This is a genomic window from Desulfovibrio litoralis DSM 11393 (assembly GCF_900143255.1).
Lineage (GTDB): Bacteria > Desulfobacterota > Desulfovibrionia > Desulfovibrionales > Desulfovibrionaceae > Frigididesulfovibrio_A > Frigididesulfovibrio_A litoralis.
The window spans coordinates 235727-260176 of record NZ_FRDI01000003.1; the positions used below are offsets into that span (position 1 = coordinate 235727).

27 protein-coding genes are annotated in these 24450 nt (G+C 36.7%); 17 read left to right on the forward strand and 10 right to left on the reverse strand.

Annotation, left to right across the window (positions count from 1 at the left end):
• Positions 1-53: 53 nt before the first annotated feature.
• Positions 54-1253 (forward strand): AI-2E family transporter, encoded by a 1200-nt coding sequence (locus BT999_RS03450; RefSeq protein WP_072696373.1) that lies wholly within the window; start codon positions 54-56, stop codon positions 1251-1253.
• 81 nt (positions 1254-1334) lie between these two features.
• Positions 1335-1883, forward strand: coding sequence for an NADPH-dependent FMN reductase (locus BT999_RS03455; RefSeq protein WP_072696374.1), 549 nt, complete (start codon positions 1335-1337; stop codon positions 1881-1883).
• An 11-nt stretch (positions 1884-1894) separates the two neighbouring features.
• Here BT999_RS03455 and nadD read toward each other — a convergent pair whose 3' ends face one another.
• Positions 1895-2623: a nicotinate (nicotinamide) nucleotide adenylyltransferase gene (gene nadD, locus BT999_RS03460; protein ID WP_072696375.1), complete on the reverse strand. Its 729-nt coding sequence runs from the start codon at positions 2621-2623 to the stop codon at positions 1895-1897.
• 271 nt (positions 2624-2894) lie between these two features.
• Between nadD and pseG the strand changes: the two genes are divergently transcribed.
• Together pseG and pseI are read left to right on the forward strand one after the other, a co-directional pair.
• On the forward strand, positions 2895-4403 hold the full coding sequence (pseG, locus tag BT999_RS03465; RefSeq protein ID WP_072696376.1) for a UDP-2,4-diacetamido-2,4,6-trideoxy-beta-L-altropyranose hydrolase: 1509 nt from the start codon (positions 2895-2897) through the stop codon (positions 4401-4403).
• Positions 4404-4445: 42 nt separating this feature from the next.
• Positions 4446-5501: a pseudaminic acid synthase gene (pseI, locus tag BT999_RS03470; protein WP_072696377.1), complete on the forward strand. Its 1056-nt coding sequence runs from the start codon at positions 4446-4448 to the stop codon at positions 5499-5501.
• Positions 5502-5735: 234 nt separating this feature from the next.
• Here the strand turns inward: pseI and BT999_RS03475 are convergent, their stop codons facing one another.
• Entirely contained in the window at positions 5736-6839 is a 1104-nt protein-coding gene (locus BT999_RS03475; protein WP_072696378.1) for an ABC transporter ATP-binding protein, read from the reverse strand.
• Positions 6840-6871: 32 nt separating this feature from the next.
• Positions 6872-7678, reverse strand: coding sequence for an ATP-binding cassette domain-containing protein (locus BT999_RS03480; protein WP_072696379.1), 807 nt, complete (start codon positions 7676-7678; stop codon positions 6872-6874).
• A gap of 365 nt (positions 7679-8043) precedes the next feature.
• Between BT999_RS03480 and BT999_RS03485 the strand changes: the two genes are divergently transcribed.
• Both BT999_RS03485 and BT999_RS03490 read left to right on the forward strand, forming a co-directional pair.
• On the forward strand, positions 8044-9027 hold the full coding sequence (locus BT999_RS03485) for a radical SAM protein (protein ID WP_072696380.1): 984 nt from the start codon (positions 8044-8046) through the stop codon (positions 9025-9027).
• Positions 9014-9217, forward strand: a complete 204-nt coding sequence (locus BT999_RS03490; protein ID WP_072696381.1) for a heavy-metal-associated domain-containing protein — start codon at positions 9014-9016, stop codon at positions 9215-9217. The genes BT999_RS03485 and BT999_RS03490 overlap by 14 nt, the downstream gene beginning before the upstream one ends.
• Positions 9218-9236: 19 nt before the next feature.
• Here BT999_RS03490 and BT999_RS03495 read toward each other — a convergent pair whose 3' ends face one another.
• A complete protein-coding gene (locus BT999_RS03495; protein WP_072696382.1) occupies positions 9237-9602 on the reverse strand; it encodes a winged helix-turn-helix domain-containing protein in 366 nt (121 codons plus the stop codon).
• Between the two features lie 225 nt (positions 9603-9827).
• Between BT999_RS03495 and cimA the strand changes: the two genes are divergently transcribed.
• A complete protein-coding gene (cimA, locus tag BT999_RS03500; protein ID WP_072696383.1) occupies positions 9828-11441 on the forward strand; it encodes a citramalate synthase in 1614 nt (537 codons plus the stop codon).
• A gap of 369 nt (positions 11442-11810) precedes the next feature.
• Positions 11811-12230: a hypothetical protein gene (locus BT999_RS03505; protein ID WP_072696384.1), complete on the forward strand. Its 420-nt coding sequence runs from the start codon at positions 11811-11813 to the stop codon at positions 12228-12230.
• A gap of 182 nt (positions 12231-12412) precedes the next feature.
• Here BT999_RS03505 and rplI read toward each other — a convergent pair whose 3' ends face one another.
• From rplI to rpsF, 3 genes are read right to left on the reverse strand one after another with little or no spacing between them, the layout of a single operon-like run.
• Positions 12413-12925 (reverse strand): 50S ribosomal protein L9, encoded by a 513-nt coding sequence (rplI, locus tag BT999_RS03510; RefSeq protein ID WP_072696385.1) that lies wholly within the window; start codon positions 12923-12925, stop codon positions 12413-12415.
• Positions 12926-12934: 9 nt separating this feature from the next.
• Positions 12935-13198, reverse strand: a complete 264-nt coding sequence (gene rpsR / locus BT999_RS03515) for a 30S ribosomal protein S18 (protein WP_072696386.1) — start codon at positions 13196-13198, stop codon at positions 12935-12937.
• 1 nt (position 13199) lies between these two features.
• A complete protein-coding gene (rpsF, locus tag BT999_RS03520) occupies positions 13200-13505 on the reverse strand; it encodes a 30S ribosomal protein S6 (protein ID WP_072696387.1) in 306 nt (101 codons plus the stop codon).
• A gap of 223 nt (positions 13506-13728) precedes the next feature.
• Between rpsF and BT999_RS03525 the strand changes: the two genes are divergently transcribed.
• From BT999_RS03525 to recR, 5 genes are all read left to right on the forward strand, one after another.
• The gene (locus tag BT999_RS03525; RefSeq protein WP_072696388.1) at positions 13729-14301 is read left to right on the forward strand and encodes a hypothetical protein; all 573 of its coding nucleotides are present in this window, start codon (positions 13729-13731) and stop codon (positions 14299-14301) included.
• Between the two features lie 68 nt (positions 14302-14369).
• Positions 14370-14891 (forward strand): hypothetical protein, encoded by a 522-nt coding sequence (locus BT999_RS03530; RefSeq protein ID WP_072696389.1) that lies wholly within the window; start codon positions 14370-14372, stop codon positions 14889-14891.
• A gap of 101 nt (positions 14892-14992) precedes the next feature.
• On the forward strand, positions 14993-15517 hold the full coding sequence (locus tag BT999_RS03535; RefSeq protein WP_072696390.1) for a CvpA family protein: 525 nt from the start codon (positions 14993-14995) through the stop codon (positions 15515-15517).
• Positions 15517-16383, forward strand: coding sequence for a nucleoside triphosphate pyrophosphohydrolase (gene mazG / locus BT999_RS03540; protein ID WP_072696391.1), 867 nt, complete (start codon positions 15517-15519; stop codon positions 16381-16383). Before BT999_RS03535 ends, mazG begins: the two co-directional genes overlap by 1 nt.
• 65 nt (positions 16384-16448) lie before the next feature.
• Positions 16449-17060 carry a recombination mediator RecR gene (recR, locus tag BT999_RS03545; protein WP_072696392.1) on the forward strand — a complete coding sequence of 204 codons (612 nt, stop codon included), beginning with the start codon at positions 16449-16451 and terminating at the stop codon, positions 17058-17060.
• A gap of 38 nt (positions 17061-17098) precedes the next feature.
• Here the strand turns inward: recR and BT999_RS03550 are convergent, their stop codons facing one another.
• The 3 genes from BT999_RS03550 to BT999_RS12280 form a co-directional block, all read right to left on the reverse strand.
• A complete protein-coding gene (locus BT999_RS03550; RefSeq protein WP_072696393.1) occupies positions 17099-18358 on the reverse strand; it encodes a cobalt-precorrin 5A hydrolase in 1260 nt (419 codons plus the stop codon).
• A gap of 12 nt (positions 18359-18370) precedes the next feature.
• Positions 18371-19639 carry a glutamate-1-semialdehyde 2,1-aminomutase gene (hemL, locus tag BT999_RS03555; protein ID WP_072696394.1) on the reverse strand — a complete coding sequence of 423 codons (1269 nt, stop codon included), beginning with the start codon at positions 19637-19639 and terminating at the stop codon, positions 18371-18373.
• Positions 19640-19785: 146 nt separating this feature from the next.
• Positions 19786-20163 carry a hypothetical protein gene (locus BT999_RS12280; protein WP_178139307.1) on the reverse strand — a complete coding sequence of 126 codons (378 nt, stop codon included), beginning with the start codon at positions 20161-20163 and terminating at the stop codon, positions 19786-19788.
• A gap of 505 nt (positions 20164-20668) precedes the next feature.
• On the opposite strand from BT999_RS12280, the gene BT999_RS03565 reads away from it, so the two are divergent.
• The 4 genes from BT999_RS03565 to BT999_RS03580 all read left to right on the forward strand — a co-directional run bounded on the left by BT999_RS03565 (position 20669) and on the right by BT999_RS03580 (position 24257).
• Complete coding sequence (locus tag BT999_RS03565) at positions 20669-21229, forward strand: hypothetical protein (RefSeq protein ID WP_072696396.1); 561 nt, start codon at positions 20669-20671, stop codon at positions 21227-21229.
• A gap of 107 nt (positions 21230-21336) precedes the next feature.
• Positions 21337-22707 carry a DNA repair protein RadA gene (radA, locus tag BT999_RS03570; protein ID WP_072696397.1) on the forward strand — a complete coding sequence of 457 codons (1371 nt, stop codon included), beginning with the start codon at positions 21337-21339 and terminating at the stop codon, positions 22705-22707.
• A 76-nt stretch (positions 22708-22783) separates the two neighbouring features.
• Positions 22784-23269: a siroheme decarboxylase subunit beta gene (gene ahbB / locus BT999_RS03575; protein WP_072696398.1), complete on the forward strand. Its 486-nt coding sequence runs from the start codon at positions 22784-22786 to the stop codon at positions 23267-23269.
• A 73-nt stretch (positions 23270-23342) separates the two neighbouring features.
• Positions 23343-24257 carry a DMT family transporter gene (locus BT999_RS03580; protein WP_072696399.1) on the forward strand — a complete coding sequence of 305 codons (915 nt, stop codon included), beginning with the start codon at positions 23343-23345 and terminating at the stop codon, positions 24255-24257.
• Positions 24258-24450: the final 193 nt, after the last annotated feature.

Consider the following 24450-nt stretch of genomic DNA (forward strand, 5'->3'; position numbering starts at 1 on the left):
TTTAATATATCAAGCAGTAAGCACTCTTAACACCCGAATATTTAAGGTAAAACATGTATAAAAACAATAAAAAAAAGAATAGTGGAAATCAAATATCCAATAAACAAGCTTCAAGCATCACTATTGATTCCGACAACCAAGTAAAAAACAAAGATCTTAAAAACGAAGACTCGACCCAACAAGCAAAAGTAATGCGTTGGGGCTTGCTTGCACTCTTGTTTTACGCTCTTTATTTAAGCTTTAATCTAATTCAACCATTTTTGAATACTATAATTTTTAGTATTGTTTTTGCTGGTGCCTTCCACCCTATCTACTCAAAATTAAAAGATAAACTTTCTGGGCCTGAGGGATTTAAAGAATCTTTTGCCGCAATTATCGTTGTACTTGGCATGTTCTTTTTAATCGGTATTCCGGCTATTCTTTTTATACGCAGTTTCGTAATGCAAGCAACAGTAAGCATTAGCGCTATTACCGAATGGCTTAACTCTAATGATGTACAACAAGAATTACTTAATCTTTGGGAACCACTCGTGGCTTTTGTCGAAGAACATTATCCTTTTATTGACCTAAAAAGTATAAATTTACACGAAAGTTTAATTGAAATCTCAAGACAAACCGGACAATACCTTTTGCAGGCCGGCTCTGCTTTATTCCGCAATACAACAATTTTTATCATTCACTTGATGTTATTGTTATTTATGCTCTTTTTCTTATTAAAAGATGGTTCGCGCATGGTTCGTGCCGTAAAATATCTTTCTCCTCTAAAAGCCGAACAAGGCGATAAAATCTTGCATAACTTGCGTCAAGTTTCCAAGGCCGTATTATTAGACGGTTTCTTGGTTGCTTCTTTGCAGGGTTTAGCGGGCGGAATAGGCTTATCAATGGTCGGCGTTCCGGGCTTGTTTTGGGGAACGGTAATGGGCTTTGCGGCTTTAATTCCCGTTGTGGGAATCAGCCTGGTCTGGCTCCCTGTTGCCACTTATTTGGCGTTTACCGGAGAATGGGTTACCGCATCGCTTTTTGCTTTATACAATCTGGCTTTTGTAAGTTCTATTGATACGGTTTTACGCCCTTATCTTATGAAAGGCGTAATGAACGCATCAATCTTTTTTATCTTTGTCTCAATACTCGGTGGAGTAAATTTATTTGGTATTGTCGGTCTGTTATACGGACCTATGATCTTAACCTTTACAACTGTAATGTTAAGAATTTATACTGATGAATTTAGCGAATTTTTAAACCACGACAAGTAACTTTTTACAAACGATATTAAGTATTCTCAATAATTTTAGCTGTTACAAAATAACCAACAAGAGAGCAACAGGAGACAAATTATGAGCCGGATAAAAGAAATATCAATATTTATCGGTAGCTTGAGAAAAGAAGCTTACACAAGAAAAATCGCCAACACTCTTATTAATTTGGGTGAAAAAAATCTAAATTTAAAAATAGTCGAGATTGGTCATCTATCTTTTTATAACCAAGACTTAGACGGAAACGAACCAAGCTCTTGGCTTGAGTTTAGAGAAACAGTCAAAAATTCAGACGGCTTTTTGTTTATTACTCCCGAATATAACCGTTCTGTAACTCCTGTGTTAAAAAACGCTTTAGATATAGCCTCTCGTCCATATGGTGCTAACTGTTGGAGCGGAAAACCCGGCGGCATTATCGGAGCCAGCATTGGAGCAATCGGAGGCTTTGGAGCCGTTCAACATCTTCGTCAAACTTTTGCGTTTTTAAATATTTTGATGTTACAACAACCTGAGGCTTATTTGGGTTTTATCGATAAAGCCTTTGAAGGCAACACCCTGACTAACGAAAAGACAAAAGAATTTTTACAAAACTATCTCAACAGCTACGCAGAATGGGTAAATAAATTTTAAGTGAAATAAATCTAGCTTATCCAACGCCCTGCAACAAGCGAAGCATGTTCTTGCAGTAATTTCAAATTATTATCGTGAATTAAACCAAAGAGTTTTTTGTTTTCAAGCCAAGCCTTACGCAACATAGTCGCGCTTATATCAAGTCTTGGCAATGACAAATGCCATATTTCCCCGCCTTGCTGGGTTTTAAAAGCATGGTCTGCTTTTACGTTCAAGCTTGAGTCGCCACTTCCCAAAACATTCTGTTTAGAACTTAAATCAATTGGCTTTGAACCTTTCCAAAAACGCAAACTGTTGTTTATAAAACATTCTTTTTTTGCTGTGGCTCGTGAAATAATAATAAAATGTGCCAAACTCGGAAGTCTTTCCCACTCTTCCCAAGTTTGAATTTGAGCATAGTCTTCTCCGCCTAAAATAAAAACAGGCTCAACATCGGGGTTTTCCTTGCGATATAACTCTAAGGTTTTATAAGTATAAGATTTTTCTCGGCGTTTATTTTCCAAAGGGTTAATATAGATGCGTGAGTCATACTGACAAAAAGTTTCTAACATTTTATATCTAAGTTCAAAAGGCAAAAGTTCCTTTGCCTCTTTATGAGCAGGGTGAGCCACAGGTAAAAAATCAAGACGTAAAGGTTGCAAGATTTCAAGAATCTCAAGCCCAAGGCGCAAATGCCCCAAATGAGGCGGATTAAAACTTCCACCTAACAGAGCAACAAGTTTATTATTATTTGGATTCATTTGCACACCTCATCGTAATAATGAATAATATATATAAATCAAATTATTATATAGTATTAAGCAAAAAAACATTAAAAAAATAAAACTGTTTTCTTAATTATCGTGATTTTCAATTGACAAGATATTCTAACTAACGCATTATAATAATGTTTTTCACATTGTCTTGTCTGCTAAGTTAAATACTGTCTCGGTCAACTTTACATTTTTAATCAAATTAGATAAATTAATACTAAATATAATATTCTAAATCAATATAATTAACTGGATTTATATGAATAAATATTCTTCTGATGATATTCTGGTGTTAAGGGCAGATGCAAACACCCAAATAGGAACAGGACATGTCATGCGTTGCTTAGCGTTAGCTGCGGCATGGGAAAACCCGAAAAAAGTTTTTTTTGTTACTGCCCAAGCCACGGAAGCGTTTAAAAAACGTATTCAAGATGCCGGCTATAACTTTGTTGACCTGGAAGCCCCCCACCCCGCCTTGCCTGACCTTGCACTTATGCGTGAAATTTTAAAACAAGATCATGCTTATGTTGTGCTTGACGGATACCACTTTGATACGGAATATCAAGAAATTATTCGCAAACTTGCCGGAAGGTGTTTGATTATTGATGATTATAATCACTTAAATCGATATATTACTGATGTCTTATTAAACCAAAACATCGGTTCTTCCGACTTAAATTATAACTGTAACCCCGGTTGTAAGCTTCTTCTCGGAGCAAAAAACGCTCTTTTACGCCCTGAATTTTTAGAGATTTTAAATAAACGTCTGCGTATTATTAAAAATGAAGCAAAAAATATTTTGATTACAATGGGGGGAGCAGACAACTCAAATCTCACGCTTGATGTTTTAAAAAATTTGGAAAAAAGCAAACAAACGTTTGAAATACGGGTTATCCTCGGACCAAGTAACCCCCACATAAAAAGTATAAGTGAATTTACCGCAAGTTCAAAACATCATTACACAATTTTACAAAATGTGAATAATATGCTTGAACAAATGCTGTGGGCAGACTTGGCAGTTTCTGCCGGAGGAAGTACCTGTTGGGAACTTTGTTACACCGGATTGCCATTTTTGGTTGCTTCCGTTGCCGAAAATCAAGACCAACTGGTAAAAACACTGGCAGATCGCAAAATAGCAATTAAGTGGAAAGAAGCCAAAGAAATTCCCGACCTTATAACAAGTTTATCTGATAACCCCGAATTACGCCAAGATATGTCGCATAAAGGACAAGCTCTTATAGACGGTTTGGGTGTTTATAGGGCTATTTCTGCGTTAAGAGGAGAAGAGGGACACTTGCTACCCGCAACACTCCAATATTGCAAACAGCTTTGGCCTATAGGTAATGACCAAAGAGCTAGAGCCATGTCTGTTATGCCTATTCCAAAAGATTTTGAGAGTTTTGAAAAATGGTTTGAAAATAAAGTTTTAGAAAAAGACCAACCCTTATTCTTTTTAGAAACACCAACAAAAGAAGTAATCGGTTATGTCTCTTTTGAAAAATTCAGCCAAACTCAAGAACCGACTTTAACGCTCTGCCTTGCACAACAATGGCGAGGTAAAGGACTTGGTATTTTATTGTTACAATATGGCTGTCAGGCTTTTTTCCGAACTGTCAAAAGTGCAAAAAGTCTTGATGCGTTACTACCTGCAAATTCAGGTTCTGTTTACAGCTTGTTTGTCAAAAAAGGCTTTGAAAAAGTTGATACCATAAAGTGTGGCGATAACGAAGTTTACGTTATGAGGCTAACAAGAGACCGCCTTATTTAACTGCTTATTCTCATAAAAACTTAATAAATATAAAGGTTAAGAATGTCTTTTAAAAGTGAAATAAAAATCGGCAACAAATTAATCGGAAAAGACCACCCTACCTATATTATAGCCGAAATTTCCGCCAACCATAATCAAGATTATACAAGAGCCGAAGCCTTGGTAAAGGCGGCCGCTGAATGTGGCGTTGATGCAGTTAAATTGCAAACATACACCGCCGACACAATCACTATTGATTGTAATAACGAATATTTTCAACTAAAAGACAATATCTGGGCAGGGCGTAGCCTTTATGATTTATACCAAGAGGCTTATACGCCTTGGGATTGGCAACCTAAATTGAAACAATTTGCCAATAGCCTTGGAATTGACTGTTTTTCTTCACCTTTTGACTTTAGTTCCGTAGATTTTTTAGAAAAAATGAATGTCTCTGCCTATAAAGTTGCCTCGTTTGAGTTGGTAGATTTTCCTCTTTTACGAAAAATCGCAAGCACGGGCAAGCCAATAATTATGTCTACGGGAATGGCAAGTCTGGCAGAAATATCCGATGCGGTCGAAGTTTTACAAAACGCCGGCTGTACCGAACTTGCTTTGCTAAAATGTACAAGCGCTTACCCGGCGCCTCCGGAAGAAGCAAACCTCAAAACTATTCCCCACCTTGGTCAGGCTTTTGGCGTTCCCTCCGGGTTATCAGACCACACCTTGGGAACAACCGTACCTATTGTCGCCGTTAGCCTTGGGGCCTGTATCATAGAAAAACACTTTACTTTGTCCAGAGCCGACGGAGGACCTGATGCCGCTTTTTCCTTGGAAGCAAACGAGCTTAAAGGTTTGGTGCAATCTATCAGAACAACCGAAAAAGCTTTAGGATCAATCAATTATCAAAGAACAACCAAAGAAATCAACAGCACAGTCTATCGTCGCTCTCTCTTTGTTGTTAATGATATGAAAAAAGGCGAAACTTTCAGCGAAAAAAACATACGCTCAATTCGTCCTGCTTATGGGTTACATACGCGTCATCTCGAAGAAGTAACGGGAAAAGTCGCCAGCAAAGACATAAAAAAAGGGACTCCGCTCAGTTGGGACTTAATCGTTTAAAAGAAAAAAACGGTTTATTTTCCCTTTAACGTGAAAAGATGTTTAACCCAAAAGTCTGATTAAGACCCATTGCAACACTTCGTTTTGTGTGCTTTTTCATCATTTTATGCTCTGTATAAACACAATATAAAATGTCTTAAGCCACAAAAAACACTCATTTTACAGGAAAATTAAATTTCCCTTTTTGGGAGTGTCTTTCTGACGGAAAAACTGAGAGACTATTGTGAAAACACTCTAATCATTTTTTTGGGTCAACAAGCAACGGTTAAAACGGCTTGGATTATCTTTAATTGGTAAAAATTCTGGTTTTATTTCAGAACATTGAGGCAGGGCTTTCGTACAACGCGGGTGAAAAGTGCAACCACTCGGCAAGTTTAATAAAGAAGGAACAGAACCTAAAATAGTCGGAAGGCGTTTACTTTTACGCTCTTTTGAACTTTGCAAGTTTAAGACACTTTCTTTATTCACTAATTTCAAAGCCTTATCAATAGCCGAATCCGTATCCAAGCTTTCTGCCATTGCAGGGCGAGAACGCAATAAACCTTGGGTATATGGGTGGTTGGGAGAATTAAACAGTTCCGCAACTTTTGCATATTCAAAAGCCTCACCAAGATACATAATCAATACATCATCAGCCATTTCAGCAACCACGCTGAGATCATGAGTAATTAACAATAAGGCAGAATTATTTTCTGAAGCAAGTTTTTTTAACAATCCCAAAATCTGTTTTTGCATGGTAACATCTAATGCGGTTGTCGGCTCATCAGCAATAATTAATTGTGGCTTACAACCTATCGCCATGGCAATCATCACTCGCTGACGCATTCCACCACTAAGTTCGTGTGGATAGGCATTATAGCGTCGCTCGGCTTCGGCAATTCCTACTTCGGAAAGCAGTTCTATACTCCGCTGTTTTGCTTGCTTTTGTGACATTCCAAGATGTAGACGCAAAATTTCAGAAATTTGTTCACCAATAGTCAACACAGGGTTTAATGAATTCATAGGATCTTGGAAAATCATTGAGATTTTTTTGCCCCTGATTGTTAACAACTCTTTTGTGTTGAGAGTTAAAATATCCTGACCTTCAAAAAAAATTTGCCCTGATTTAATTTCAGTTGGCGGAGAAGGCAATAAACGCAAAATCGACAAGGCAGTAACACTTTTTCCACAACCCGATTCACCAACAAGACACAAGGTTTTCCCTTTGTCTAAGCTTAAAGAAAAATTGCGTACTGCCTGAATAAGACCCTCTTTTGTTTTAAAGTTTATATTCAGGTTTTTTATTTCCAAAAGCTTTTCGCTTTTTTTGTCGTTTTCAAAGTTTTGTTGCGTATTCATAGTAACATTTGTGGGTTATAAAATCGAAAAAGTTAAACGGCATTTTGCAATAAAAGCCGTGTATATTCATGTTCCGGGTGTTTCAATATATCCAAACTATTGCCCATTTCAACAATACGCCCTTGTTTCATAACCGCAACCCTATCGCTAATATGACCGATCAGGTTAAGATCGTGGGTAATAAACAGATAACTTGTGGAAAAACGATCTTGTAAATCCATCAGTAAATTTAAAACCTGTGCCTGAACGGAAACATCAAGAGAAGAAACAGGTTCATCACAAATTACCAATTCAGGACTACAAATTAAAGCCCGAGCGATGGCTATTCTTTGACGTTGACCACCGGAAAATTCATGCGGATAACGCAGGGCATGTTCAGGCATAAGACCAACTAAGCTCAACATTTCTTCGACTCTGGCATGGCGTGTTTTTTTATCTCGCCATTTTTCGCCAAAAACCGTATTTTGTTTTGCTAAATTTTCCAAAGGCTCAACAATACTTGCACCTATTGATAAACGAGGGTTTAATGAGGAAAAAGGGTCTTGAAAAATCATCTGAATACAGCGGTATAAATCTGTTTGAAAACGAGCGTCTTTGTTATGAATATTTTGACCATAAAAAAGAATTTCGCCGGAATCAGGATAAATAAGACGGCTGATAATACGAGCTAAGGTCGACTTTCCACAGCCAGATTCACCAACCAAGGCAAGCGTTTTACCTTTTTCTAAAGAAAAAGAAACCTTATCAACAGCCTTAATTTCTAAAGGAGCAGAAAAGACACCTGTGTTTAGCTTAAAAGATTTACAAACATTTTTTAGTTCAAGTAACGGAATATCCACAATTAACTCCAAGCTCAGATAAAAGACAATAACAAGATTAAATCGTTTAGACAAGCCCGAGAAACAGAAACAAGAAATGAGACTATTGTGCAATAGTTTCATAGTGGCTTTCATCAGAAATACACTCGAAAAACCACGAATCAGGAATTTTTATTTTTTCTGTAAAATGATTGTTTTTTTGTGTCTTAAGGCGTTTTACTCTATGTGCATACAGAACATAAAACGATAGGAAAAGTACGCAAAACTCAGCTTGGCAATGGTCTTGAAATAATTAAAAAGCATTTTTCTCATAGCTAAATTTAAAAAGATGACTTTATTGTGTTTTTTTGGTATGTTTTTTGGGATTATGAATCAAGGAGTTATAAATGAAAATATGCCTTAATTTATTGATGGATATTAACCTTGAAGATAACGCAATACAACCTTGTTGTAATGTATTTGATATTAAAGTTCCTTCTTACCCTTTTAGCGGGTTACCCTCTGAAGTAGAAGGATATTTCGAATATATTATAGACAGCATTCATAATCTACAAACAGATACAGACTTGTGCAAAGGATGCAACTTTCTAATAGACGTTGATATTAAAAAAGATATAAACGCCCTTAAATCAAGTATATGTTTTAAAACAGTTTCAATTAATCACCATCGTTACTATTGTAACTGTAAATGTGTTTATTGTGATTATTGGCACCCAAGGAAAAAAGAAAAACTTTACTCCGTGTTGCCTCTATTAAAGACTCTTGTCCACCAAAACAGATTAGCTCCACAATGCAGCATATCTTGGGGAGGAGGAGAAAGCACAATATTAAAAGAATTTGATGAGGCGAGTGCTTGGCTTACTGCAAAAGGGTATACTCAATTAGTCCATTCCAATGCCCTCCTCTATTCTAAGGGAATTACAAGCTTATTAAAGAGTGGAAAAGGTGATGTTAACGTTAGTTTAGACAGCGGAACAAAAGAAACTTATTATAAAATAAAAGGTCGTGATCACTGGGATAAGGTAATCGAGAACCTGACTGAATATAGTAAAGCCTGTGCTAAACCTGATCAATTAGAGCTAAAATATATAGTCTTTGAACAAAATAATAATTTTGACGAAATAGAACTATTTTTCCAACTTTGTTTACGACTTAACGTAAAAAAGGTAAACTACTCCCTAGATTTTCGAGAAGTTAACGCCAATGCAATAAGCAAACAAACCTTCATTGCAACAGCTTTCTTTCGTAAGCGAGCCGAAGAATTAAATATACTTGCAAGACCGTTCTATATTAATGCACAACTCATACAAGAAATTGACGTATATCAAAAACATTATTTCCAGTCAGGAGAACCTTATGCCAAACCTTAAAGTTAGCGGAATGAGCTGTAATCATTGCAAACAAGGCGTTGAAAAAGCACTGTCTGCGATTAACGGCGTCGAAAACATAAAAGTTGATTTATTATCAGGCAACGTCAGCTGGACGGAAAAAAGCGGAACAAAAGTCGAGCTTGAAACCGTTAAAAAGGCTATTATTGCTATAGGTTTTGGCGTTGAATAAAGCCTTGAATAAAAACTAGTCAAGAAAGAAATAAGTTTTTCATTTGTTCTTCGGCAAAAAGCTGGACATTTTTCATTAAGGCTTGATATTTTTCTATTAACTCCAAACCGGCTTGCGAAAGCACAAGCCCGCCTTTATTGCCTGAATGTTTTTCTACCAAAGAAAAACCCAAGTGTTCTTCCGCTTTACGCAAACGCCCCCACGCCATTCTGTATGACCAAGATAATTGTTTGGCGGCAGATTGTAATGAACCTTGAGCATTAATTAAACAAAGTAGCTCGACCAAACCCGGGCTGATTAGGGTTTGATCTTGGCTAGTTAACCAAACCTTTATTTTTAACTGATGGTTACAGGTTTTGAGTTTATCTTGCAAAATACTGCTCATCTTTATAATCCTCTTTAGCTTTCCGTGAATAATATATACAATATATAATTTCAACACTCAACGGTCTTTTCAAAGCTATATTTTATTCTTTATCAGACACGAAACACAACAACATATAACCTGTAAAAATATTACAACTAAACAAGAAGCTTGACAAATTTAATTTACACAATAATATTTTATTTTACGTTAAATTCTTAACACCTTTAAAAGAATAAAAAACATATGCAAAAAATTGATATATACGACACTACGTTAAGAGACGGCGCTCAATCTGAAGATATTAGCTTAAGCGTTGCCGATCGTTTGAAAATAGCAACTAAACTTGATGAATTGGGAATAGATTATATTGAGGGCGGTTGGCCGGGTGCGAACCCCGCTGATACTGAATTTTTTCAAGAAATGCAAAACTATTCTTTTAAAAATGCTAAACTTAGCGCCTTTGGAAGTACACATCACCCCAACGTAAACGCCGAAGACGATAATACCTTAAATAATATTATTGCCGCTCACCCCAACGTTGCCTGTATTTTTGGCAAAGCCTGTGAAGTTCATGCAAAAGAGGCTTTACGCCTAAGCCCAACACGCAACTTGGAAATTATCAAAAATTCGGTCGCTTACCTTAAACAAAATCTCAGCGAAGTTTTTTTTGATGCCGAACATTTTTTTGACGGCTTAAAACATAACGCCGAATATACGCTCTCAACCCTAAAAGCCGCACATGAAAGCGGAGCCGACGTTTTGGTTTTATGCGACACAAACGGTGGAACAATGCCCCATGAAGTATCCGAAGCCGTAAAAACAGTTAAAGAAAGATTGCCCAACGCTAAAATAGGAATTCACGCTCATAACGACTGCGAAATGGCTGTTGCCAATAGCTTGGCCGCGGTTGAAATGGGGGCGACCCAAGTTCAGGGAACTATCAACGGAGTTGGCGAACGCTGTGGGAATGCCAATTTAATTTCCGTAATTCCCTGTTTAAACCTGAAATATAAAAATAAATATCAAACTATTTCAGCGGAAAACCTCGCCCTTTTGCGAGCAACCTCTATTTATGTCTCAGAGGTTTGTAATATCTCACCTTTTAGTAGGCAAGCCTTTGTCGGCTTATCCGCCTTTGCTCATAAAGGGGGAATTCACGTTAGTGCCGTTAACCGCAACTCAAGCCTTTATGAACACATTGACCCGAACCTTATAGGAAACCGCCAGCGCGTTTTACTTACCGAGTTTGCAGGACGTAGCAACATTGTCTTTTTGGCAAAACGCTTTGGCTTCCACCTAGACAAAGACGAACCCGTTGTAAAAGGTCTATTAAACGAGTTAAAAATAAAATCAAGCCAAGGTTATGACTTTGCCGCCGCCGAAGCCTCAATTGAGTTATTGATCTTAAGAAAACTCGCCAGATGTGGAGTTAGAGAGTTTTTTAAGCTTAAACATTTCCGAGTATTAGAGTCAAAAATGTCCGCAAACTCCCTACCCCTTTCCGAAGCAAGCGTTGTGCTTGAAGTAGAAGGAATCGAAGAACATACCGCCGCTTCCGGCTTAGGTCCGATTAACGCACTCGATAACGCACTCAGAAAAGCCCTTATCAATTTTTACCCAAGGTTAAACGAGATGCGTCTTGTTGACTTTAAAGTAAGAGTCTTGAACGCAAGCGAAAACTCAACAGGCTCAGGCTCTTTTGTTCGAGTCCTGATCGAATCAGCCGATCAAAATAATAAATGGGTTACCGTTGGTGTTTCATATAATATTATAGAAGCTAGCTGGCAGGCTTTAGCCGACTCGGTTATCTATAAACTTTATAAAGATGAATATGAACATCGCCAACAAGTAAAATAGACTTTTATCTTTCTTAACGCTAAAATTATCGCTATCTACTTGTTAAGTATATATAAACTAATTCTTAAAAAATATTAGATTTTTTGTTGAAAAAACAAATCAAATAGATTATAGTAAGTCTTAAGATTATTATGAATTGTAATATTGTCTTTTAGTTTCATAATTTACATAAAATAAAAAGATAATTTTCGATCATTATTTTTTAAGTTTTCGTTTTAATACTTGGCGGTCGTTGTTCAAATATTAAAGCGAGGCTTTTGTTTATACTCTTATTGTTAATATACTTATAATAATTTTTTAAATTATTATGTTCATATTCAAACTTTCGTAGGCTTTTATTTTTAAAAGCCTCAACCCCAAGAGCCAAATATGCCACAGGTTGCAGCAAGAATATCATCGGATCAAGAAAAATGGTTAAAAGATTATTTTAGAACCAAAAGCGCCGGAGCAGAATTTATTTTGCCTTGGGCTGTGGATACTTTTTTTCGTGCAACAGCACTAATTAAAGGCTTTTTTTCTTCCGCCGAATTAAAAACCATCGTAGAAGCCCATAAAGATATAAGGCTTTCTCCTGATCAAACAAAACTATCCTATTTACTCTTGCGTCTTTCAGACAGCTGTAAAAACAATCAAATACATCTGAAACACGGGGCAAGCTACGAAACCCTCGAAGCAAAAATAAAAGAGCTTGATGATACTGCCGCCGCCGCTTTAATGATTTGGGCCGCCGCTTTTTGGGTTAGTAAAAACAACTCAAATGAAAATCTTGAAGATTACGTTAAATGTTAATAAAAAATAATATCATTTAAAAATATTGAATAAGAAAAGCAGGTACAGTGTAAAAATTGTGCCTGCTTTTTTATTAGTTCTTTTATTAGCCTAATTATCATTTATTCAACAAAATAAAAAAACAAAATAAAAAAAAGCCCTCTGTCTTAAACAAAGGGCTTTAAAAAACAATATATCTTTAATTATTCAGCGGTAACAAGCTCTTTTGCTTCTTCAACGACAGCAACGGCTTCATCTTCGTAAACTGTTCTTTCTTCAGCAGCAACCTTTACTTTTAATACGGCAACAACGTCAGCATGTAAACGTACACGCACTTCATAATCGCCAAGTAAACGGATAGGAGCATCAAGCAAGATACGACGACGATCAACTTCTACGCCTTTTTCTGCCAACTGATCAGCAATAATGTGGGTAGTAACAGCTCCGTAAAGCTTGTTGTTATCACCTACACGCATGCGAATAACCAGTTCTTCCGCCTGAATTTTATTGGATAAATCAGAAGCGGCACTACGTAGAGCGTCCATCTGAGCTTGTAATTTTTTACGTTCCAATTCAAAAGTTTTCAAGCTGGCTTTTGTTGCCAACATAGCAAAACCTTGAGGAATTAAATAGTTACGAGCATAACCATTTTTAACTTCAACAACGTCACCTAGGCGACCTAAATTTTCAACGTCTGCTCTCAATATGATCTTCATTTAAGCCTCCTACAGTACGCTCTTTTTCTTAACTTCACTTGAATGTGTAGCTGTGTAAAGCATCAAAGCCATTTGGCGAGCACGTTTAATTTCAGTGGTTAATAAGCGTTGGTGATGTGCACAAGTTCCGGTAATGCGACGTGCGATTATTTTTCCGCGTTCTGTAACAAAATCACGTAAAATATCAGCGCGTTTGTAGTTTAAAGGCAACTCTTTGTCCGCACAAAAACGACAAAATTTTCTTCTTGGTGCAAATTTTTTTCTCTGGCTCATCTTATGCAAGCTCCTCTACTTTATCTGATAACTTAACAGTTATGAACTTAAAGATACCATCAGCAATACGAATATTACGTTCAAGTTCGGCAACGGCAGTTCCGGGAGCAACATATTCAAGACGAATATAATAACCGCGCATTTGTTTTTCAACAGGATACGCAAGGTCTTTCATACCCCAATTATCAACAAGAACAACCTTGCCTTCCATACGTTCAATTACTGCACTAAAGTTAGAGACTAGAGCTTCTCTTGCTTCAGAGTTAAGCTCAGGCGAAAGCAGTAATAAAGTTTCAAACTTTCTCATGTAAACTCCTTTTGGTCTTTATGGTTCGTAATATCTTTTTTTTACGAACAAGGAATTTACTGCTATATCTATAAAACCCCTTCCTGTCAAGCAGACTCTCGAAAAATATTTTTAAATTTTTCTTTATTAAAAAACTCAAAACAGATTATATTGACAGCAACAGTTCATAAGTTTAAAATTTATGGCTATAATTAATCTTTTATTAAACTTTGGAGATTAAACAGTGAAAAAAGTCTGTAATTTCATTTTGATATGTTTAATCTTAAGCATATTTAGTGGCTGTTGTTGGTATAGATTGCTAGGTGCAAAATCAGGCGGATATATTACAACAGCTAGTCTAAAATATTATAATAAAAATATTACAAAAGAAAACCAAAAAATTTATGCTGATTGTGTCGATAAATATTTTGTAGATTATAAATGTAAGTATGAATATGAAACTAAAAACTCACCATCTAGAATTGACCCTGATACATATATTCCGGCAACTCATCATTACGCTATCTCTTTTGCCGTCTTTAGCAACAATGATTTTATTACAGATTACACGGGAACACCAAAAAACAGTGATTCTCCGACGAATAACCAATATAGTAATTTTGTAAAACAATATACATCAGACTTGCAAAACAATAATGATAATCTAAAAGAAAATGATAAAGCTATTCTTTTACAAGGGTTACAAGAATGGACAAAAATTCGCTTTGAACAATGCGGAGCTAACGTCTATACTATTGAAGAGCGTTGCCTTGCACTAGACAGCGTTGGATTACGCCCGGATTGGTGTAAAAAATAATGCCTTTTTTAAAACTTTATGATATTTTAAGCCGAATTATAAAATAAAACTAAGACTAAGGTAAGAATATGTTTAAACTTTTTGCTCCTCGCCAAAGAGCCGTTGAAGCCGATACTCCTAAACAAAATTTTTTACGCATTGTTATTTTAACTACTGTTTTCACTTTGACTATCTTTGGTTTTTGGCTTAACTATCAACGCCAAGAAACACTTTTAACGAATAGACTCGAAGAAAGCAAACTCACACCTTATTTTACTAAAGAAGAACTAAACTCTATTGAAAAAATGCAGGTGGCATTCAAAAAAAAGTTTTCATTAAAACTTATAATTGATATACAAGAAAATGAATCGATCAATTTACCCAAGCTTGACAATATGATGATTTATATTGGCGTATCTCTTAAAGATAAAAGCGTTTTAATAGATTTACCACCTTGGCTGGTAAAGTTGATTGATCTTAACTTTATAAAAGATACAGAAACAGAACTCCAAAAAAGTTTAAACAACAAAGACCAAGACGCTTGGCGTAAAAAACTTGGTGAAACCGTTCTTATATTAGGTCAAAAAATTGAAACGATTATGGAACGTTAATGCAAATATTTTAGTTTTTTTAAATTAAATCACAAAATTATTCTTACTAAAAACTCTCTTTTAAGCTATAAGAAACATATATTGTCAACAAAAGGTACTTTATGGATACTCAGTTAAATTTATTGGATATTGGTCTGCTTATAATCTTGATTTTTACAGGAATAAGAGGCTTTACCCGAGGTTTTATCGACGAAATCGCAGGTTTTGCCGGAATTATTATCGGAATATATTTATCCTCACAGTTTTATCCCTCATTAATTCCACATATTTCAGGTTTTGTTACCAGCCCGACTTGGCAACCAATCACGGCTTGGGGAGTTATTTTTGTCGTAGTAATCATTATAACCGCAATAGTTGCCAACAGTTTGCGAAAACTCTTTCAGCTCACCTCAACCATGTTGATAAACCAAATGTTGGGCTTTGCAATAGGTATGGCAAAAGGAATTTTTGTTTGTGCGATTATTTTGGGTATATTAAAAACCGTACTGCCTGACGCTCCTTTTTTACAAAATTCAGTAGTAACCCCATATTTAGACGTTTTTATCAACTTTGTAAAACAACACCTGCCTGATCTTGAAAAAACACAAGAAGAATTAATGAAAAAACTCCCCGGAGGTTTAAGCTAATGCTTGATGACAATAAAGGTTTAGCCCAAATACAAGAAGTTTTAGACAAGTTACTTGGTGAAAACGGTTGCCCTTGGGACAAAGAACAAACACCGGAAAAACTTTGCGATTACGTCGTTGAAGAAGTTTACGAACTAATAGACAGTATCCATTCTGATAAAGCCGGCGATATAAAAGAAGAACTGGGCGATGTCTTGTTTCTTTTAATTTTCATTGCCACAATTTATAAAAAACGTGGTTTATTCAGCCTTGGTGATGCGTTGCAAAATAATGCCGCTAAAATGATCGCTCGCCACCCACATGTTTTTTCCGATGCTTCTTTTGCCAATAAAGAAGAGTTGTTAAAAAATTGGGAACGTATCAAAAAACTTGAAAAAGAAGAAAAAGACCCCCAAGCCGCTTCAAAACCCAAAGGGCTTTTTGATAGCCTTCCCAGAAATTTACCACCTCTTATTCAAGCCTATAGAATTAACTCCAAAGCGGCAAACGTTGGCTTTACTTGGGACTCAAGCGAAGATGTGGAACAACAAGTTGAAGCGGAATGGCTCGAGTGGCTCGAAGTTTCCCAGTCTTTAAACAATGAGTTTGTCTCTCAAAACAATGAAAAACTACCTGATAACACTCAAGATGCCAAACAAGTTGCGATGGAAGAAGAGTTTGGCGACTTACTCTTTAGCTTAATAGAACTAGGGCGTAGAAAGGGTATTAAAGCCAATACCGCTCTACAACGCAGTAACGCCAAATTTTTACGCCGTTTTACAGCGATGGAAGAATTAGCCAGAAAAGAAAACAAAGAATTTAATGACTTGGATATAACAGCCAAAGAAGCTTTGTGGCAGGCAGTTAAAGAAAGCGAAAAAAAATAAACGCCTAAAACGAAACACTTAAATATTTAAAGTTTATCAAGTTATTATTTAAAAGAGTAAATATAGTGCAACAATTACCAGAACCTTTGCGTGAGTTAACCGAACAATTATCTAAATTACCCGGAGTTGGACCAAAGTCAGCTTTGCGTATCGCCATGACTTTTTTAAAGTGGTCAGAACCTCAAACCAGACGTTTGGGTTTAAGTATTCATGATTTAAGAGATAAACTTTTTTTATGTAAAAATTGTGCGGCTCTTTCCGATACTAACCCTTGTGCTATTTGTAGCGATGAACACCGCAACTCAGAATTACTCTGTATTGTTGCCGAATGGGACAGTATGCTGGCACTTGAACAAGGTGCGTTTTATCGTGGTTTATATCTTGTTTTGGGCGGTTTGCTTGCTCCGTTGGAAAATGTACACCCTGATAACCTTGAACTTGAACTTTTAAAAAAACGTTTAGCTTCAACAGAAACGCCGATTAAAGAAGTTATTCTCGCCCTTGGTGCAACCTTGGAAGCAGAACACACAGCCTCATATTTGCGAAACCTTATTCAAAAAATGTTTCCACATATTAAGGTAACAAGGCTGGCACAAGGCATTCCGCTCGGCTCGGAAGTTCGATTTATGGATCAAGAAACCTTAAGACAATCGCTTAATTATCGCCAAGAATTATAATAGCGCTTGTTTTATTAAATTTTATTTTATTTATAAAATTAACACGTTCTCAAGGCAAACTCTGCCAACGCAAAAGTAATATTTATAAACTTATGTTTTTCATGGCGTAGCTTAACAAAATCAACATGATACGCTTTTAAATTAAGGCTATTATTATCAGTCAACCCAAGCTGTTGGTTATTTTTATCATGCAATAAACTCGCCCCTAAAAGAGCGGCGGCTTCGGCTACGCTGGGTGTTCCAAACTGTTCTAAGGCTTTAGGGCTATGGTTAGGCGTTTTGATTTGAGCCAATTCATTAGCCGAAAAAAAATATACAGGAATGTTAAAATATTCTGCTAAGGTTAAAATGCCTGCTTCCGTATGTTTTTCTTGAATAGTCGCTAAACCTGCTAAAGATGCTTGCGAAACTTTACACTGAGTTAAAAATACGCTTAAAGCTTCAGACAAAGCTTCAAAGCTTACGCCTCGCTTACAACCAAGACCTAAGATTAAAGTTTTAGGGCGTAAATATAAAACTTGTTTCATATTTTTAAAGGTTTCATGCCCCAGATAAATCAAAGGACTTTTACATTCAGATAACTCTGATAAATTTAAACGGGTTAAATAAGCTGTTCCAAACTTTTCTTCCCATGCAGGCAAAAAACTTTGTGTTTCATCTAGGCAATAAACTTTTTGTTTGTGCAACAGTGCTGAACTAATTGTTTTTATCTGATCAGGGTTATCAATAAACAGCTCTCTGTCTTGTGCAAAACTGTCAATCGCAGGCACATTTTCTAAATCAGTCGCAGTCGTAATTACCGCCTGTGTTTTAAAACCTTTTATATTTAAAGCAGTCGCAAGATAAGAGCTGAGACTATTCGCCATGCCTAAATGACCAGAGAGCAAACTAATTACAAAGTTCGCTTGTTGGTCTATAACGATTACTGCCGGGTCTTGGGTTTTGTCTTGAATAAAAGGGGCAATGGCTCTTACTGCGATGCCTGTTGCCCCAATGATAATATGTGCTGAAAAGCGAGAAAAATGCGACTCTGTATGCATCAACTTTGACAATGAACTAAAGCAATTCACAGAAAATACCGAAACCGACGCCTCTTTATTTTCGTTATCTGCTTCACAACTTTGACTAAAATAAAGCTCTATACTTGGCTGATCCAAAAGCCTGCTTAAACGCTTATACTCATCGCCTGCTATTTTTTCTGAGTCTAAAGGTAACTTTAAACAACTAGCCACGGTTTGAGCTAAGCTTGCTCCTTTTTGAGTAAAAGCATAAATCGCAATTTTTGTTTTAGCCTGCATAATAGTCTTTAATTATATTTTAAAGCGACTCGCAGCTTGCAAGGTTTTTTCAAAGTCCGCTTCACTATGAGCAAAAGAAACCATAGCAACTTCAAAAGCTGATGGAGCGAGCAAAATACCTTCATTACGCATATGCTGATAAAACTTTGAATATATTTCGGTACTGGCTTTTTTTACATCACTAAAGTTTTGTGGTTCAATACCTTCAAAAAAGATAGTAAACATAGAAGCCTCAGAGTTAATAAAGGCAGTGATACCATTGGCTTTAAACGCTGCCGTTAACTCCTCACAAAAACGTTTTACTCTTGATTCCAAGGCGTTATAGTCTGATTTTTTTAAAACATTCAAGGTCGCTATGCCGGCTGCCATTGCTAAAGGGTTGCCTGATAAAGTACCTGCCTGATAAACGTTACCAGATGGTGCTATTTGGCTCATGTATTCTCTTTTACCCGCATAAGCACCAACAGGTAAACCGCCACCAATAATTTTTCCTAAGGTGGTTAAATCAGGTTTAACATTATAGCGTTTTTGAGCCCCGCCAAAATCTAAACGAAAGCCCGTAATAACTTCATCAAAAATCAATAATGCCCCGTATTTAGTGCAAAGCTCACGCAAACCTTCTAAGAATCCTTTAGCCGGCTTGACTAAGCCCATATTGCCCGCCATTGGTTCAACAATAATCGCCGCAATGTCTTTTGGATTTTTTTCAAAATGAGCCTTAACCGCATCAAGGTCATTATAAGCCGCCAATAAAGTATCAGCAACAACCACATCAGGCACACCGGGAGTTCCGGGAATAGAAAGAGTGGCAACGCCTGAACCGGCACTCGCTAAAAAAGCGTCAGCATGCCCATGATAACAACCTTCAAATTTAATCAATTTATTGCGTTTAGTACAAGCCCTCGCTAAACGTAAAGCACTCATAGTCGCTTCTGTCCCTGAGTTTACCATACGCACCATTTCCATATTCGGCATGGCTTCGAGGATAAGTTTCGCCAAAACAACTTCGTTAGGACAAGGGGCACCATAACTTGTGCCTAAATCAACAGCAGTATGTAAAGCGGAACTCACCTCAGGGTGGCAATGCCCAAGGAGCATAGGTCCCCATGATTCTACAAAATCAATGTATTCTTTTCCTTCAACGGTTGTTACCTTACTGCCTTTAGCTGATGCAATAAATAAAGGTTCGCAACCCACAGAACGACAAGCACGCACAGGGCTATTAACTCCACCGGGAATAATTTTTGAAGCTTCTAAAAAAAGTTCATGAGATGTTGGCATGATAAGTATCCTTACAATGTATTAATTAGATTGATATTATTTCAAGAGACCTTGTATAAAAAAACACAGTACAAAATTTAATTTTTATTACTGTGTCTTATCTTTAAAACAATGGACGTATCGTCTTTAATATTAAAACAAATAGGCTAAGCATGACCATATAAGGATTTTAACTTAAAGATATTGTTAGCTCTGATATTAGTGTTTAACTCTTCTTCCAAAGAGTCAATAATTTCTTGTAAAGCATCGTCTAAAACCAAACCTGATTGAGGTAATTTAACAACGCTTAAAGAAAACTCATGTATATTAGGTTGGCAATTAGGACAACGCTCGGACAACAACAAACAACTCGCATCAAGGCGACTTATATCAACACCCGCACCAAGTAACATGGCCGTTGTTTGCCCTGCTCCCCACAACAAAGGAGAACCGCAATGGCGACATTCAACATAAAGCAATTCAGGATCGAATTGTTTTATATCGGTTAATTTTGGAGGTAATTTATTGGAAATATGAAAACTCATGGCTATATGTTTTATATATGTTAAAGTGTCTTTAAAAAATCTTAAGCTTTTAAACAACGATTAAAGACCATTGCAAAACTCTGTTTTGCGTACTTTTGTCATCGTTTTATGCTCTGTATGCACATAGCAAAACGTCTTAAGTCACAAAACCCACTCATTTTACAGGAAAATTAAATTTTCCCTTTGTTTCGGGAGATTCCCCCGAAGCCCCCAAGTCCCCCAATCTCCATGGCAGGCAAAGCCAGCCTAGTGTCCTTATTCGTGGTTTTTGGAGTGTCTTTCTGGCGAAAGCCACATTCGTGGTTTTTGGAGTGTCTTTCTGACGAAAGCCACTTTGAGCTTATTGTGCAATAGTCTCGATTAAGTAAATTATTTAACAATTATGCCCTTAAAGCTACTTGAAAGCAAGTATAAAATCTGTAAAAATTAAAACAAGCAAAATTAAACTTGCAGTCGAAAAAAATAGAATATAGATTCCGCTTAAAAGAAGAAGGGTTATATAAAAATGAACACAGAAAAAAACTACTCTTTAGAGGCAGGAGACGGCGTCGATAGATCAGAAAATATTCTTGGTGTAATGTTTGCTTTTATCCTTGCAATCAGCACTGTGTTGACACCACTAAAACAACACCCAAACTTGCTACTATTAGTTTTAGTTTCAATATTATTTCTATCGTTTGTATGGGTGATTAGATGTGATTCAAAAAAAAGAGTGATAGGCGTCTCTTTAACCTCAGACTCACTCATTGTTCACTATAACAATAAGCAAGAAAAATCTTATCCGCTTTTACTGCATAGTTTTACTCCGTACCTATTCTATGGTTATAGAAGTCGTTTAGCTTATGCTCTTATTATAGAACCCGCTAAAGATGATGAAAACATAAAAGGCGGAAGACATATACTGAATAGCTTGTGGTGTGAGCAATGGCTTGTTGATTTAGGGCAAAAAGAACAGGGTTCTGATGAAACATTGTGCTTTGATCTCGCCTTAGGAGACAAGCTCGGTGAATTCCTCAATCAACTATATCACAACAAAAAAATTTTAAAAATAACTAGCTCAAAATAGATAAAAAAGGTATATTAACTGTTAAATAACTCCATTCCAATCTCAAGCTTTTTCAATATATACCCTGGTTCAAATAACTAAAAATACGACAATCGGTATTAAAATATATGGCAAAATTAAAAGAAATCTACCTTTGCACAAATTGTGGAACTCAACACTCACAATGGAAGGGACAATGCTCTCAGTGTAAAGAATGGAATACTCTCGAGCTATCAACAGTTTCCACAAAACGCCCCCCAGCTTCTCATGCTTCAAACAACACTCAAACTTCTTGTTTATTATCCGAAGTTTCTACTGCTCAAGGGATTACTTATTCTTGTGGTTTAGAAGCCTTAGACAGAATTTTAGGCAAGGGGCTGATTCCCGGAGCGGCGGTTTTAGTCGGCGGAGAACCGGGTATTGGAAAATCTACGCTTTTGTTACAAGTGGCCGGTGCCGTTTCTTTAAGCGGTAAACAGGTTTTATATTTTTCAGGCGAAGAATCATTAGTACAAATTCGTAGTCGTGCCGAACGATTAGGTATGTTAAATGACAATTTATTTGCGCTGGCGAGTTCTCAAGTTGAAGACGCCTTTAATATCATAGAAGGTAACAACCCGCCCGCTTTAATGATTGTCGACTCCATTCAAACTCTTTCCTCACAAAGAGCAGAAGGGCTCGCTGGGAACGTCGGGCAAGTTCGCGCTGTCGCCTCAGAGCTGATGGAACGCTGTAAAAAGTCAAACACAACTTTAGTTTTAGTCGGGCATGTGACCAAAGAAGGCGTACTCGCAGGACCCCGCTTAATAGAACACATGGTGGACACTGTAATTTCTTTAGAAGGCGATAGAAGGCAAATGTTCCGCCTTTTACGAGTTTTAAAAAACCGTTTTGGACCAAACCAAGAACTTTTAATTTTTCAGATGGAAGAAAAAGGGCTCGCCTTAGTCGAAGACCCTTCTACTTATTTTTTAGGGGCTAGAGACGCTTCGTTATCAGGCACAGCCCTCGCTTTAGCCATTGATGGACAACGCACTCTCGCAGTAGAAGTGCAGGCTCTCGCCGCCAGATCTTTTCTCACTATTCCAAGACGAGCAGGTTTAGGGATAGACGTTAACCGTTTACATTTAATTTTAGCAGTGCTGGAAAAACGCTTAAAGCTTAACTTCGCACAAACAGATTTATACGCAAAAGTCGGGGCGGGATTAAAACTCTCTGACCCTGCGTTAGATTTAGCGATTGTTGTTTCTATTTTATCATCTTTTTATGATATTCCGCTACCCGAAAGAGCTGTTTTTTGGGGCGAGCTAGATTTAAACGGACAAATTCGCCCTGTTCCCGGTCAAAATTTACGCCTTGATCAAGCCAAACGCTTAGGCTATGATCCCATAATTCATCCGCCTGACGAAACAGAAAAAAATTCAAAGAGTTCTGTTTCTACCCTACAAGAGTTACAGGCTAAATTTTTCGCTAAAAAACCTAGACAAAATCAACAATAAATATCGTAATTATTTATAATAATTTATAATTATCTTGACGCATAAAAGTTTCAGCTTTTTATTGGAGTTTATTCAAATGAGTTATGAGTTTACCGCTATTGAACGTCGCATTTTAGCCATTGTACAAAAAAATATCCCTGAAAGCTTAACACCTTATCTTGATATTGCTAATGAAGTTGGCTGTAGCGAAGCCGAAGTTTTAGAGTTATTACAAAAACTTAAAAACGATGGGGCAATTCGCCGTTTTGGTGCGAGCATTAAACATCAAAAAACAGGTTATACCCATAACGCTATGGTCGCTTGGAAAATAGACGAAACGCTTATTTCGGAAGCAGGCAAACAAGCAGCAAAACACCCAATGATTTCACATTGTTATTTTCGTCCGTCTGACGCCGAAGACTGGCCATATACGCTTTATACCATGATACACGGAAAAGAAGAAGGCGATTGTTTAAAAGTTATTCAAGAATTACAGGCAACAACAGCCCTTAAAGAATACGCCATGCTTGACAGTATAAAAGAGCTTAAAAAAACCTCTATGTTATATTTTGAAAACAATTAAATTATTTCCCCAAAGATAATATTTAATAATTTAAACAGCTTGCAAAAACTAAATCAAGCAATATCTTATAAAAATGACATTTCAAAAATTCATAGGGTCTAGCCTCGCCCCTCAATTAGCCTTAATTGGTGCTATGCTCTTATGGGGCTTGTCATTTATTGCGATGAAACTTGCTTTAAGTGCTTATCATCCGGTGTTTATTATTTTCTTGCGTATGGCGATTGCGAGCTTATTATTTATTTTGTTTCAAAAAAAATGGAGACCGGGGTTAAACTATCAAAGTGGCGATTGGAAGATATTTTTACTGCTTGTAATTTGTGAGCCTATTATATATTTCCTCTTGGAATCATACGCTTTAACTCTCACCTCAGCCGCCGAAGCCGGCATGATTACCGCTACTATGCCTTTGCTTGTTGCGATTACTGCAAATATTTTTTTAAAAGAAAAGTTAGCAAAACGCACTTGGCTAGGCTTTTTAATCGCAGTTTTTGGCGTTATCTGGCTCAGCACGTCAGAACTAGGGACAGAAAATATAAACGCAAAAGAACATTTTTTAGGCAACTTGTTAGAGTTTTTGGCGATGTGTACCGGGGCAATTTATTCCGTTATCGTGCGTTATCTTTCTCGCAACTATACGCCTATATTTATTACTTGTATGCAGGCTTTTGCGGGTTCTATCTTCTTTTTTCCCAGCATCTTTTTATTTACCAAAAACCTTAGCTTTCCGCCTCCTTTAATACCCAGTTTAGCAGTTATTTTTTTAGGAGTTTTTGTGAGTGTGGCGGCTTATCTTTTTTATAATTTTGGTTTATCTAGGTTAAAAGCAGGCTTAGCCTCTGTTTATATTAACTTAATACCTGTTTTTACCTTAATTTTTAGTTATTTTATTTTAAACGAAACGCTAAGTATCACTCAATTTTACGCCTCGGGGCTTGTCTTTTTGGGCGTAGTAATCAGCCAATATAACTCGAAAAAACAAAGCTCTTAATTATTTTAGACTATTGCACAATAGTCTTTCAGCGACTTCCAATAGGAAGCCACTCTAACACACTATAAATAAAGGTAATTTTGAATTTTCCTGTAAAATTAGTGGCTTTTACGACCTAAGACGCTTTATTCTATAGGTACACAGAAAATAAAACGATGAAAAAAACACGCAAAACGAAGGTTTTCAATGTTCT

Excerpts from the sequence above, each read along its gene's own strand:
- rplI (WP_072696385.1), bottom strand. The coding sequence starts at position 12,925 with ATGAAGATCATATTGAGAGCAGACGTTGAAAATTTAGGTCGCCTAGGT.
- pseI (WP_072696377.1), top strand. The coding sequence starts at position 4,446 with ATGTCTTTTAAAAGTGAAATAAAAATCGGCAACAAATTAATCGGAAAA.
- hemL (WP_072696394.1), bottom strand. The coding sequence starts at position 19,639 with ATGCCAACATCTCATGAACTTTTTTTAGAAGCTTCAAAAATTATTCCC.
- BT999_RS12280 (WP_178139307.1), bottom strand. The coding sequence starts at position 20,163 with ATGAGTTTTCATATTTCCAATAAATTACCTCCAAAATTAACCGATATA.
- rpsR (WP_072696386.1), bottom strand. The coding sequence starts at position 13,198 with ATGAGCCAGAGAAAAAAATTTGCACCAAGAAGAAAATTTTGTCGTTTT.
- BT999_RS03580 (WP_072696399.1), top strand. The coding sequence starts at position 23,343 with ATGACATTTCAAAAATTCATAGGGTCTAGCCTCGCCCCTCAATTAGCC.
- BT999_RS03535 (WP_072696390.1), top strand. The coding sequence starts at position 14,993 with ATGGATACTCAGTTAAATTTATTGGATATTGGTCTGCTTATAATCTTG.
- BT999_RS03490 (WP_072696381.1), top strand. The coding sequence starts at position 9,014 with ATGCCAAACCTTAAAGTTAGCGGAATGAGCTGTAATCATTGCAAACAA.
- BT999_RS03485 (WP_072696380.1), top strand. The coding sequence starts at position 8,044 with ATGAAAATATGCCTTAATTTATTGATGGATATTAACCTTGAAGATAAC.
- ahbB (WP_072696398.1), top strand. The coding sequence starts at position 22,784 with ATGAGTTATGAGTTTACCGCTATTGAACGTCGCATTTTAGCCATTGTA.
- BT999_RS03455 (WP_072696374.1), top strand. The coding sequence starts at position 1,335 with ATGAGCCGGATAAAAGAAATATCAATATTTATCGGTAGCTTGAGAAAA.
- BT999_RS03475 (WP_072696378.1), bottom strand. The coding sequence starts at position 6,839 with ATGAATACGCAACAAAACTTTGAAAACGACAAAAAAAGCGAAAAGCTT.
- BT999_RS03450 (WP_072696373.1), top strand. The coding sequence starts at position 54 with ATGTATAAAAACAATAAAAAAAAGAATAGTGGAAATCAAATATCCAAT.
- BT999_RS03505 (WP_072696384.1), top strand. The coding sequence starts at position 11,811 with ATGCCACAGGTTGCAGCAAGAATATCATCGGATCAAGAAAAATGGTTA.
- BT999_RS03530 (WP_072696389.1), top strand. The coding sequence starts at position 14,370 with ATGTTTAAACTTTTTGCTCCTCGCCAAAGAGCCGTTGAAGCCGATACT.
- pseG (WP_072696376.1), top strand. The coding sequence starts at position 2,895 with ATGAATAAATATTCTTCTGATGATATTCTGGTGTTAAGGGCAGATGCA.
- BT999_RS03495 (WP_072696382.1), bottom strand. The coding sequence starts at position 9,602 with ATGAGCAGTATTTTGCAAGATAAACTCAAAACCTGTAACCATCAGTTA.
- cimA (WP_072696383.1), top strand. The coding sequence starts at position 9,828 with ATGCAAAAAATTGATATATACGACACTACGTTAAGAGACGGCGCTCAA.
- BT999_RS03565 (WP_072696396.1), top strand. The coding sequence starts at position 20,669 with ATGAACACAGAAAAAAACTACTCTTTAGAGGCAGGAGACGGCGTCGAT.
- rpsF (WP_072696387.1), bottom strand. The coding sequence starts at position 13,505 with ATGAGAAAGTTTGAAACTTTATTACTGCTTTCGCCTGAGCTTAACTCT.
- radA (WP_072696397.1), top strand. The coding sequence starts at position 21,337 with ATGGCAAAATTAAAAGAAATCTACCTTTGCACAAATTGTGGAACTCAA.
- BT999_RS03550 (WP_072696393.1), bottom strand. The coding sequence starts at position 18,358 with ATGCAGGCTAAAACAAAAATTGCGATTTATGCTTTTACTCAAAAAGGA.
- mazG (WP_072696391.1), top strand. The coding sequence starts at position 15,517 with ATGCTTGATGACAATAAAGGTTTAGCCCAAATACAAGAAGTTTTAGAC.
- nadD (WP_072696375.1), bottom strand. The coding sequence starts at position 2,623 with ATGAATCCAAATAATAATAAACTTGTTGCTCTGTTAGGTGGAAGTTTT.